Source organism: Paenibacillus oryzisoli, from assembly GCF_001653565.1.
Classification (GTDB): domain Bacteria; phylum Bacillota; class Bacilli; order Paenibacillales; family NBRC-103111; genus Paenibacillus_E; species Paenibacillus_E oryzisoli.
In genome coordinates, this window is record NZ_LYPB01000040.1 from 15,344 (window position 1) to 28,228 (window position 12,885).

At 44.3% G+C, this 12,885-nt stretch carries 5 protein-coding genes; all 5 read left to right on the forward strand.

Annotation, left to right across the window (positions count from 1 at the left end; all coding sequences use genetic code 11):
• Positions 1-32 precede the first annotated feature (32 nt).
• The 5 genes from A8708_RS01765 (at position 33) to A8708_RS01785 (ending at position 12,662) form a co-directional block, all read left to right on the forward strand.
• Complete coding sequence (locus tag A8708_RS01765) at positions 33-1,109, forward strand: Gfo/Idh/MocA family protein (RefSeq protein ID WP_204787451.1); 1,077 nt, start codon at positions 33-35, stop codon at positions 1,107-1,109.
• A 264-nt stretch (positions 1,110-1,373) separates the two neighbouring features.
• Positions 1,374-6,515 (forward strand): cohesin domain-containing protein, encoded by a 5,142-nt coding sequence (locus A8708_RS01770; protein WP_068661829.1) that lies wholly within the window; start codon positions 1,374-1,376, stop codon positions 6,513-6,515.
• Between the two features lie 75 nt (positions 6,516-6,590).
• On the forward strand, positions 6,591-8,264 hold the full coding sequence (locus A8708_RS01775) for an S-layer homology domain-containing protein (RefSeq protein ID WP_068661830.1): 1,674 nt from the start codon (positions 6,591-6,593) through the stop codon (positions 8,262-8,264).
• Between the two features lie 131 nt (positions 8,265-8,395).
• Entirely contained in the window at positions 8,396-9,241 is an 846-nt protein-coding gene (locus A8708_RS01780) for an AraC family transcriptional regulator (RefSeq protein WP_068661831.1), read from the forward strand.
• Between the two features lie 127 nt (positions 9,242-9,368).
• Positions 9,369-12,662: an endo-1,4-beta-xylanase gene (locus tag A8708_RS01785; protein WP_068661832.1), complete on the forward strand. Its 3,294-nt coding sequence runs from the start codon at positions 9,369-9,371 to the stop codon at positions 12,660-12,662.
• Positions 12,663-12,885: the final 223 nt, after the last annotated feature.

The window sequence follows — 12,885 nt, forward strand, 5'->3', positions numbered from 1 at the left end:
GTTAAATATTGAATTATTTAGGAGTGAGTAAAATGGCAGTGAAAATCAGCATTATCGGAGGAGCTGGCTTCCGTGCGCAGTATTTTTTGCGAATTGCGCAAGCGTTACCGGAGAGTTTCCAGATCATCAGTATGGTGATAAGAGACGTATCTAAAAGGATAACGATGCAAGAACAATGGAGAGTACCGGCCTATCCTTCTCTAGATGAGCTACTAAAGTATGAGCAACCGGACTTCATTGTACTTTGTGTAAGCGGCTCTCAGAGCCTAGATTACCTGTTTAAGCTAGCGGAAATAGGGATTCCGGTTTTGGTAGAAACCCCGCCTGCTCCGGATATGCAGGGATTGGAACTTCTTCATGACAAGTTAACATTGACAGGAGCACGCGTACAAGTAGCTGAACAATACCAATTTCATCCCGTGCAGGAAGCGCGTTTGGCCCTAATCCGTTCGGGCAAACTCGGAGTTGTCACGGAAACGACAGTCTCCATCTCCCATCTTTACCACGCCGTCAGTTTGATCCGTCGAATGCTAGGTATCACCTTTGAAGAAGTCAAGATTAAAGCCATGCGTTTTGAATCCAGATGGGTTAGCGGTCCTACACGGAACGGTCCACCAACGGAAGACAGGATGATTCCGATGCAAAGGGATATGGCGTGGTTAGATTTCGGAGATAGATTGGGGATTTATGACTTTACCAAAGACCAGCACCGTTCTTGGACTCGTTCCAACCATCTCTCCGTAAGGGGAGAGCGGGGAGAAATCTTCGACAACCGGATTCTGATCCAGCAGGAGAACACGGTGCCATTGCAAATGGAAATGAAACGAGTCAACCGAGGCGAATATGAAAATGCAGAAGGTTACTTCCTGCAAGGAATTCTTTGCGGAGACCAATGGTTATATCAGAATCCTTTTGCTCCTGCTAGGCTTTACGATGATGAAATTGCTATCGCAAGCTGTCTGGCGAAGATGGCTGCCTATATCAATGGTGGTTCAGAGTTTTACAGTTTGTCAGAGGCTTCCCAGGATCACTACTTGGGCATGATGATTGAAAAGGCGATAACTACAGGAGAAACCGTGATCGCTGCAAGACCATATTGGGCTAAATAATGCGGACTATATATTTTCGGTCTATTTTATAACAAATCGTGGATCATTCATATATATTACTTATTCCCTAGTTGTTACTATAGTAACAGGCAGGTGAGAATATATTGATCAAAATTAGAAGGGGGAACAAAATCGAATTCGAGCATTCCGAAACGTTTTGGCTATAACAAATGCAGTTTAGAATTGCTGCTATGGAGCTTTAGCGAAGATTCGAAGATGTACTGTGTGAAAGCGTATTCAAAAAGTTAAGGAGGAACATGTAGAATGAATATAAAGAATTGGCGCAAGTCGCTTTCAATTAATTTGATTAGCGCTCTAATGCTCTCGGCCATCGCCCCTATGGTGGTTTCACCTTCCGTTCATGCAGCGGTAACCGCTGCACCAGTAACAGCCAACTGGTATACGCAATATCAGACGATGGATGGTTTAGGTGCTGCTTATGCCTTCACAGATTCCGTCCATATGATGCAGCTTGCTTCAGCAGGCCATCAGGATACTGTCAGACATTTACTGAATCTGACATTCAGTGAGAAAGACGGAACTGGACACGATATCGTACGTGTCATCATCGGCGATAACGGTGGCCTCACCACGGCTAATGCGACAGCAACTAGCCCAGGCTTCAACCCTTTGACTGGCTTGCTTGCCGATGTTACAAAACCAGGATTCGATATCCAGAACAATCCGATTCCTATGAGAGGAACGGCCGGTCAGTACGGATATAAGATTGAAGCAAGCGACCGTTTCTATGACGGGAATACGGATAGTATTTGGCCCAACGAGCCTGAACATGCCCCAGGTACACTGGTACCTGTAGAGGGTTTTGTATGGGATTCCCCATCTTGGAATCAACCGATTGCTAATGACGACGGAGGCCCAACCAATCTCTTGAGTGCGCCAGGCCAAGATCCAGTAATCATTAAAAACACACCACGAACACGGAAAGAGCTCTTCGACTTCGATCAGGTATGGACAATGCTTCAGGCTCAGCAGTATGGCGTGAATCAATTCTATGCCTGCACATGGACTGCGCCTTATTGGATGAGTAATTCATCAACCAATGCACCTAACAAAATTATTCGAGCGGACGTTGCTACAATCGATGGAAAGCCAGTAAAAATATATTACCAAGCTTTTGCTGATTATCTTGTCAATTATATCCGAGGTATGTGGGAGCAGTACGGCATTCCCATTACCGATATCAATCCGTTTAATGAAGTTGACCTTGCAGGCGGAAGCGCTGCCTATGTGACAGAAATTATTGACAGCTACGTCGGTCCTACCCTGAAGAAATCGATGCAGCCAGGCGGTGCGCTCTACGATATTAAGAACCCAAGTGGTAAGATTATAGATTTCATACCTAAACTTGCTGCTGTAGATGGTACCAACCTTAGTGCGTCTTTAAGCAGAGGCGGCGCAGTATTTTCTGAAACTGACCCGGGTAATGCAACAGATAAAAATCCATATCTCGACACGTTTACGACTCACTTGTATGGTACGGTCGGTATCGGGACAGATGACACGAAACTGTACCATACTGGTGACTTTTCCCAAAGTCCATTGGACTATACCAAGGATGGATCCAAGTATCCGGAATATCTGACGAAATATAAGTTATGGCAAGCCGAATTTATGAATCAGGATACTGGTGATGGTTCTGCAGGTGCTTATACGCAAAGGTATAACAATCAGAATATCAATGATGCTGTTCGTTGGTCCAACCTGTTGACCAATATGTTTACCAGTAATCCGGGTTTCAATGGTTTCGTCTGGTGGAGCATGTGGGATAGCAACGGAGCAGATGGTTCCGACCTGATTCGCTTCGCACACACCAATTCCCAACAGAAGGCTGGGCACGCAAGTACACTAACTGGCGAATACCGTTTGTTTAAACGCTTTTACGGTTATGGTCATTTCTCTAGATTTATTAAGCCGGGCGACGTACGCTTTGATGTGACACGCGCACCTGCAACCGATATTAATGTTGTTGGTTTCAAGAATCCGATGAATAATGATTTTGCGATGACAGTGTCAAACGCGAAGAATGATGACAGTGTTCAGCCATTGGAATTCACATTGAAGGACTTCCCTGCAGGTACCTCAAGCGTAACTGTGTTCCGCACTTCGGGTAGTGAGAACCAGAAGAAGCTGGCTACGATTCCTGTCAGTAATGGCAAGTTCGTTATCGACATCCCTTCGGCTAGCATCGTTACCATTGTACCGTCACAGGGCACATTTGCCACTTATAACGGTCTTGATGGCGAGCGCGATATTTTCTCTTCGCTTGAAGCGGAAGGAAATGACAATAGCGTACCTGGTACCACAACAGGTGATGCCGGTCGTGCCAACGAGGCAGTCACTTTGAGAAATGGAGACTATCTAGCCTACAAAAACCTAAACTTTGCAGATGGTTCTGCTAACGGCGGTGTGGTTCGTAGACACTTGTTATACCTGACCGCACAGACGAAGGCAGCTAAAGGTGGCAATCTACAAGCCTATGTCTTGCCTGTGGGAACATCTGTGAACAACACAGGAGATATCTTATCTCAAGGAACCAAAGTAGCTGATATTTACGTGCCGGCTAATGATAAATTTGGCAAGTTTCAGGATATGGTAGATACAGGTGATCTTAGCGCATATGGCCATAAGGATCTCTATATCGTAGCTGCTGCGAGCGGATCCAGTGATACGATTACCGTAGACCGTTTCTTATTCGGAGCCAACGATTCCGATTGGAGTACAGCCGCCAACAACTCAACGGTTTCCATACCAGGCAATATTCTACTTAATGGAGACTTTGATACGACAACAGCCTCCAATACAAACAATTGGTCTGCAGGTCGTTATAACAATGGAACGTTTGAACAGACCGTTACAGGACCAGTTTTAACAGCGGATAACATTCAGAGCTACTCGGGTATATCTCGATATCTGAAAAACAGCAACACATCGAAAGTAGCTGGATCTGGAAAAATTGCCAACCGTGTCAACGCCCAAGGGCAGTATGACGGATTGTGGCAAGATGTTACTGGTAAACTGGTCAAGGGAGAAAAGTACAATTTCAAAGGGTACTTCCTCGCCATGAAGACTAATCCAGGAAGCTATGATATTGCTGCTGAAAACCCTGGGGACGTTGAAGCCCAACTGGTATATTACGATAGTTTAGGTAATCAACTAGGCATGACCCCAATCAATGGTCGCGATATGCCTGAACCGTACGCAGCTCGTGAGGCCGGGGATCCTGCTTATTGGAATAATGGCCAGTTCGTTGGCCGCATCCTTGAGGGCGGACCACTGAGCTTAACCTCCTTCCAGCCTGTAGATATCAAGATAGCAGACTGGCATGAGACACCGAACCAACCATTCACTTATAGTGAACCAGATGGTACTGCTAAGGTTGTTTTGGCTCTATATGCGAAGGATTCCAACATTCTTTATGCAGATCAACTATCACTAACACCTGATTTGATACCATCGTACAGTGTTTTCATTGATGGAGCGCAACCTTCCAACTTTGATGCTAATAAGTTTGACTATACGTACACGGTAACTGGAAGTACAATTCCAACTGTAACGGCATCTACGAATGATAAAGATGTACAAGTAAGTATTTCTCAAGCGGATAGTACGCAAGGTACTGCTGTTGTACGTTTTATTAAAGGTCAAAATGTGAAAACCTATAAGATAGCACTTAGTACTACTGAGGTCGTAAATTTTGCCAATGGACTTCCAACGGGTTGGAAGGTAACGAACCCAACGGATCCTCAGAATCCTCAAAGTGCCCTAACTTATAGTGCAACAGGAGCATCCGTCGCAACTCAAAAAGCGGATACGGATTATCCAATTAGCCATAATATCCTGGAATTCCCGGGGACAGCTAATGGGAACTGGACACTTTCTGCGAAGCTCACTGTGAATAAAGCACTAAGTGATTCTTCATTTGCAGAGAATACACAAATTGGTTTAGGGATGAGCCGAGCTTCCACGGGTGAATTCTTCCGAATCAATGCAAGAAAGAATAGTACTTCTATTAAAATCAATAATTCGGATATGGTGGGTACAACACCACATTCCAATACGACTGGCCAAACAACCTTAAGCGGCACAGACTATTATCTTCGCATTGTAAAGACTGGCAATGATGTGCAAGGGTACTATTCAAGAGATAATGGTTCAACTTACTCACCATTAGGGAATACTTCGTCCAATGTCGCGACGACTTTCTCTCCAGCTTTCTTTGATGATGCCAAACTGCAATTGTATGCAGTCAATCTTAGTGCGACAGCGGATTTGCAAGCAACATTCTCCAATGTGACATTCGTGAAGACATTGGCTAGTTCAGGCGATGTTAGTGCGGATCAACAGGCAGTAGAACAAGCAGCATCGCTAATCGGTACTACGATTACAGTTCCGAATGCAACGGGTGATGACGCAGCAACACTGAAAACAAAAGCTCAACAATTACTTAATAATGATGCTAATTTAGTTTCACTTGGGGTTACCGCCCAAATCCTCGGATCAAATGGTGATTATGTACTTAGCTTATCGAAAGGAACCTCAACAATAACTGTAAATGCCTTTACTATTATTGGGCAAGCAGGATTCTCAGCGGCACTAACAGGAACAACGACTGTTACTACTGGTCAGTCATTTAACGTAAACTATGGATTAGTAAACGTAACACAAGGCGTATATGCGCAGGATGTAACGTTAAACTTTAACGCTTCCCAACTGGAGCTTCAAGGTGTTCAATCCTTGAAAACAGGTGTTATCGTAGCAGATAGTCAAGTTATAGCTCCGGGACAAGTTCGTGTTCTGGCATACTCTCAAGGAGTAGCGAATGCCGTGTACGGAAGTGGGGACCTTCTTCAATTCCAGTTTAAGGCACTTTCTACATCCAGTACGGTAAATAGTTCCGTTTACCTGACTAATGTTAAAGTATCCGACGAAATCGGAACTGTTACGAATGTGAATAGCGGTGCGCCGTATACCGTTACCATTGAAGCAATCGTAATCGATAAAACTGCTCTAAATAGTGCTATTGAATCTGCAGTCGCGAGTCGCGATGCGGCAACGTATGGTCCTCTGTGGGGACAATATCCATCCGGCTCCAAAGCGGCATTGCAAGCAGCTATTAGCTCTGCACAAGGAGTAGCATCGAATCCAACTGCTACACAAGATCAGGTCAACCAGTCGGCCATGATGCTTAGCAGCGCACTGCAAACCTTCACGAATTCTATTCTTACACAAGCTACAATCGGTGATTTAGGCTACTTAGCTAACCGCTATAATTTAACTTTCGATGCATCGGACTGGAACGAAACTAAGCGTTATGATAATAATCATAACGGACGAATTGACATCTCTGACCTTGCGTTCATCGCAAGACTTATCCTGAATTACTAAAGCAAGCAATGGTTTCCGGAGGAAGGTTATATAATACCTTCCTTCCGGTATTTCGGAGGAGAGGATGAAGAAGGTATGCTTAGAAGACAAGGTTTGATGGGTAGTGTTCTTGCAATTATGTTTCTATGCACAATGTATTTGCTTCCTGTATCTCCTGTACATGCGGAGGATTCACCTCAGTTAGTTCTGACAACAACTTCCGACTCAGTAACTGTTGGCAGCGAACTGAAGGTTACTATTCGAGGCCAGCAGCTAAATGACTTATATGCCTATGAGTTAAACCTTACGTATGATTCGACAAAGCTCAAATATATAACTGCTGTAAGCGAAGTGAAAAATGAATTTACAGTCCCTACCATACAAAACGGAAATCAACTTCAATTGGCACACACAAGTGTAGGACCCAAAAGAGGATTAGATGGGAATGTTAACTTATATACACTTACATTTGAAAGTCTTTCTGTTGGTTCAGCCGACATTTCGCTTGATAAGATCACTTTAATTGATTCTCAATTGCAATCTTCAGATGCAGTCGATGTTTCTAAAAAAACGATTAACATTGTGAATAGCAATAGCGGAAATGGTGGTAACGGTGGTGACGGTGGTAATGGTGGTAACAATGGTAGCGGTGGAAGTGGAAGTGGAACCACTGACCCTATTAGTGAACCAGTAAAGATTACAGATGATGGTAAAGGTAAAAAAATAATTGAACTTCCGGCTGCTGCCAATGAAGCGAATATACCGTTGAACCAAATTGGAAGTGATCCCCAGACACATTTGGAGATTAAGAAAGATAATCTTAGTGTGGAGCTTCCTTCTGAGGTGTTGCAGCAATTAAGAGGTAGTTTATCACTTGAACAATGGAATGACAGCAGGCTTTTATTCACTATGAAACCTCTTTCAGATAATGACGCAGATACACTTATAGACAAGAGCCAACAGTCTTATAATGTTGATTTAAAACCTTCTGGCAACGTATACGAATTCAGTTTACAACTAGTCACAGGTGGGAATGAGATTACGTCATTGAAAAATTTCACAACACCTATCACTTTGCGATTCAAAGTAGATCCTTCCCTAAATGCTAAACTAGTCTCCATTTATTACATTGCGGATGATGGAACGCTTGAGTTTATAGGGGGTACCTACGCAAACGGAGTCATATCTGCCGAGGTTTATCACTTTAGTAAGTACGCTGCTATAGAGTACACTAAAAACTTCAAGGATGTACCTAATGTTCACTGGGCGAAAAATGTGATTACAGAGCTTGCTTCCAGGCATATTGTAACGGGTACAAGCAGTACGGATTTCGAGCCAGAACGTCAGATTACTAGGGCTGAATTCACTGCCTTACTGGTGAGAGCACTTCATTTAACCGACAATGGAAATAGCAATTTCTCGGATGTGTCAGTATCAGACTGGTTCTATCCTGAGGTTTCGATTGCAGTGAAGTCTGGCATTGTTGAAGGAAAGAGTGAAACGACTTTTGCGCCTGAAGCATCGATCACACGAGAAGAAATGGTCGCTATGCTTATGCGCGCATATGAAAAGCAACACAATAATACTGCTGTGCCTTCTGTAAACGCTTTTGACGATGAGGATGCTGTATCTTCATGGGCAACGACTTATGTCAGGAACGCGAGAGCGTTGCATCTTATTGAGGGAAGAGAGGGCAATTTGTTCATACCGAAAGGAGTCGGAACTAGAGCAGAAGCCTCTCAAGTTATTTATAATTTCTTGGGGCAATAAAGCTGTAACTCTCGAGTTAGGCAATTTAATGTTTCTTGCTTTCCCCAACAGACTAATAGCCCTTGGGCGCTCCAGTATGGGCGTTCAAGGGCTGTTAGCTTTAGAATATTATATTTGAAAGGATAATTTCTATGGAATATCTCGGGATTAATCCTCAAATTGAATTATTTATCAATAGAAACTCCACACCTAATTGGATTATTGAAGATGCGACAACAGATTTCTACGATTTAACTTATATTTTCAAAGGAAGGGCTTACTACCGCATTAACGGAACGGTGTATGAAGTCAATCAAGGAGATCTCCTGTGCATCCCTAAAGGCAGTCGTCGAAGTGCAACCACGGACACTGCAAATCTAATGATCAGTTATGCGCTGAATATCCAAATCTACGATAGGGAAGGCAAGGATGTTAATTTGCCGTTTCCTTTAATATCTCATATCGGTGAGCCCGAAGAATTGCATTCATTGTACAATGAGCTGACATTTGAATGGTTAAAGAAAAATAGAGGTTATGAATTGAAAACACGCGCATTATTGCTTATGATCCTACATTACTATTTCAAGGCCTTATACTATAAAGACAACAATGTGAACATAGACAAACGAATACAGCGATCCATTAGATATATTTTGAGCAACTTGCAAAATCAAATAGAAGTTGAGGTGCTAGCATCCATTGCTGGCTTGACCACAGCGTATTTTGGCACTCTTTTTAAGAAATACATGGGTGCATCTGTTAAGGAGTATATTAACAAAATGAAAATTAATAATGCAGAGAATATTCTCCTTAGCGGTGAATTTACCGTGCAGGAAGCCGCTTATAAATGTGGCTTTGAAGATATTTATTACTTCAGTAAAGTATTCAAAAAAATAAAAGGTTTCCCGCCATCTAGAATTCTGATAGAGAATAGTAGGTCAGATCGGCAGGAAGTTGAAACTTTAAGCAAAAGGATTTCTGAAACGAATGCTGTCTGAACAACATACTGAATGTAACCGCTTTCCAAAAAAGTACAAATGATCGATTATCCATCCATGGCGTTCATTCTAAGGCTTGTATATCATATTATTAGTAGTCATTTTTTAAGAAAAGGAGTAAACAAAGATGAATTTTCAAAATCCCTTAATTAACGTCTCACGTATGCTGGTAGTCATGATGCTTCTCTCTGTATTTGCGTTTGCCCCCGTCCCTGCCGCCGCAGCTGGAGGCGAACTGACACATGAACTGAACGACCTTATCGCAAAAGCCGAAACTTTAAAAAGTGGTAATGAGGAATTCCCGCTCCAGATTAGCAACACGGACGTTGGATCCGATGTGAACAAAGCGTTCCCCTGGGTGTACGCTAACGAACTCAAAGATCTTAATAACGCGCTTGAGTTCGCGCGCAATGCGATGACTCCCACCAGCGAAGCTATAGCCAGTCTGCAAAACGCCATAGTGAGCTTCACTGGGAAAATCAAAGCGGACGGTTCAGATCCCTATTTCCGTCTTGATCCGGGCCCTGGTAAAGTACCTGTAAATATTACTGCGCCAAGCAATGTCTGGACCTCAAGAACCCCGCTTGACAACCGTGTCCCTGCTGACTTTGCTGGTGGTACATACAAAATGATTCCGTATCCATTTGCAGATTCCCAAGGCAAATCTGATGTACTCCAGATCAATTACGTCCATAACGGAAAGACCACCTTCGGAGGAATGACTCTTCAGTCTCCGTTGTCTCCAAGTGTTGATGTTCCCGCAGGCTCAAATATTGAGTTTGATGTGTTCTATCCCAAGAGCGCGCAGGGAAAATTCATGAGGTGGAGAATTAGGAATGCCGGTTCTGACATCGATTCCTATCTCAGGGAATACGAGTACAACAACCTTAACCCTGACTGGATTGGCTCCTTCAACGGTGAAACTTGGTTGTTGAAGCACACGAGCATTACCGCCACTACAGGTACTTCCTCAAACTTCATTCTTGAGCTCCATGGCGAGAATGGGCGTCCCGCAGAAACGGGTATGCTTCTTGTCGGCAACATCAAAATCACCGCACCGGACCCTAACGGCGTTGCGCTTCCTAACGTTGTTAACAAGGAAAACCAGAGTGTCGTAACGCCTTTAAAGAATGTTTACAACAAGCAGAATGGCACGTTCATGGTCGGTACGATCGGAACTGGAGCAGTAACCGGAACCAGAGCTAATCACTATGAAATCTTTGTCGACGGCAACAATCTCAAGGCGGAAAGCACGCATCCCCGCGGCCCAAGTTGGTTAAAAAGCGTTACTGGCGAGGCGCTGAGCGGTGCAACCACCACGCCTGGTGTAGGTGAATACAGTTTCCCGACGAGCTCTTATCAAGCAATCAGGGATTCCGGAACTCCTGGACAGTATAAGTCCCACGCCCACGTTTTGGCATGGTACAACCAGGCCCCTGCGTGGATGAGACAGATGATTCCCGCTACCCTTACCCTGGGATATAATGGAACAACTGATTACTACGGATTGGGCAACGGCGTTACAACTACGGTTAAAGTAGACAAAGAAATGGCCAGAAGAGTGCAGTTTAACCACACTATGTATGTGATGCGGCACTTCCTGACCACAGATACGAAGTATGGCTCAAGTGAATCTCGCGGAGTAATTCCCATCCATTCATGGGATGTACTTAACGAAGAGGTTCACGAAAGCCGTCACAGCGAAACGATCCCCGCGGATCCGAACAGCTGGAGACAGTCACTCAAAAATACGAACTGGCTTTCTGCAATGTCGGATGATCTAATTGGCGGCGATATCACCGAGCATTACATTTACCTGCTCTTCAAAAACGCACACATCGCGGCCCCTAACGCTAAGATGGCGGCGGCTTACAAAGCCAACTACGCTAACCTTCCGGCGTACATGAAGCTCGACGGGCACGACAACGTAGGCAGCATTGATGCGTATATCGTAAATGATCCTCCGAAACTGACCTATAACGATTACGACATTTCTAATCGCACTAAAGCGAGAACTGTATACAACATGATTCGCGCAGTGAACACGGCATGGCTCTCCGATCCGCTGTATGACGGAAGACCCCTTATCGAAGACATGGGTATTCAGGGACATGATTCGATTGGAAAGACACTTGCAAGCGATAACCAATATGCCATGGCCCTCTATGCTTCTCTTATTGACGAAGGCCTTCTTTCCGGTATTGCCTACTCAGAACTTGACCTTAAGGCACCGACTAGCACCCCAGGCGGCGGAGCTGTCGCTCCAGCAGTGCTCAATGTCAGACAGTCTGACGCCCTTGGTTATGAGTACGCCCTGATGTACAAACTGTTCAATAGGTTCGCCCCTTACATCGATCACATCATCAGCTGGGGTGTAGCCGGTTCAGGATGGCAGGGAAGCTATGTGCTGTTTGACAGTCAGAGCAATGCCAATGCCGGCTACTATGGCGCCGTGAATCCGGACAGATTCGTTCTTGGACATTCATACCTAGAAGATTTCTTTAAAGGCGAATACGAGAAACTTCAGAACAATTATGCGATTGACCTTGGCGATCTTGGAATCTATACACCCGGTAATGGAGAAACCAATTCGCTTACAGCAACAATCGCAGCTAACGATAGTGTGACACCTGGAAGTACTTTCGCAGCAGTTGTTGGCCTGGATAGCGTGACACAAAGCGTATACGCACAGGATATCACACTAAGCTATGATTCCAGCGTGTTCGATTATGTCAGTGCAGCGGGTACAAACAGTAACATTCAGGTTCTGAGAGAAGATACGGCTACCCCTGGAAAAGTGAGAATCATTTCCGTAAATCTCGGAGGGCTAGCTGGAACCAGCACAGCTGTCTTGAATGTAACCTTTGGAGTAAAGGCTGGTGTTCAGAATACTACTGGGATCATTGCAGTCTCTGAAGCGAAAATTGGCGGTTCCGATGGAACCGTAACTACTGCGGTACCGAGCAGTAAGACTATTTCCGTTAGTGCTGTTCCACAGGATAAAACTGCTTTGATTGCAGCTGTTATGAGTGCACAAACGCTGTACAACACAGCTGTAGTTGGTATTAAACCTGGCCAATATCCGCAAGCAGCTAAGGATGCATTCCAGGTAGCAATCAACGCAGCAATTGTTGTAAGAGACGACACGAATTCTACTCAATCACAAGTAGACGGCGCTCTCGCAGCACTTAATAGTGCCACCGACACCTTCAAGGCCACGGCTTACAAGTCGACAGACATTAGTGGAAAAGATGGAATCCCAGATGGCGTCACTGATGTAGGTGATCTTTCGACGGTTGTTACTTACTATGGCAAGAACTCCACTAGCGCAAATTGGACAAAAGCTAAGATCGCTGATATGAACAACGATAATAAAATTGATATCTGGGATCTTGCGTATGTCGCAACCAACATCAAGTAATGCGTTCGTTATGAACTTAGCGTGCAAGCAGGGAGATGGATGTAACTAGTTCTATTGAAATGAGTGAAGTTGTCAAAGCCTCCGGCTGCGGCAAATTCACTCATTTTTTTGTTGTTTTAGAGAGTAGACATGAATTAGCTGTTCAATTCGGCCTTCCTTAAAAAAGCGCACTTCTCGCTTAAATTTCTGCATCAGAAATCTGGTACAATAGCTTTATTATCTA

What these genes read in the sequence shown, in the direction of transcription:
- A8708_RS01775 (WP_068661830.1), top strand. Translation starts at nt 6,591, where the DNA reads ATGCTTAGAAGACAAGGTTTGATGGGTAGTGTTCTTGCAATTATGTTT.
- A8708_RS01785 (WP_068661832.1), top strand. Translation starts at nt 9,369, where the DNA reads ATGAATTTTCAAAATCCCTTAATTAACGTCTCACGTATGCTGGTAGTC.
- A8708_RS01765 (WP_204787451.1), top strand. Translation starts at nt 33, where the DNA reads ATGGCAGTGAAAATCAGCATTATCGGAGGAGCTGGCTTCCGTGCGCAG.
- A8708_RS01780 (WP_068661831.1), top strand. Translation starts at nt 8,396, where the DNA reads ATGGAATATCTCGGGATTAATCCTCAAATTGAATTATTTATCAATAGA.
- A8708_RS01770 (WP_068661829.1), top strand. Translation starts at nt 1,374, where the DNA reads ATGAATATAAAGAATTGGCGCAAGTCGCTTTCAATTAATTTGATTAGC.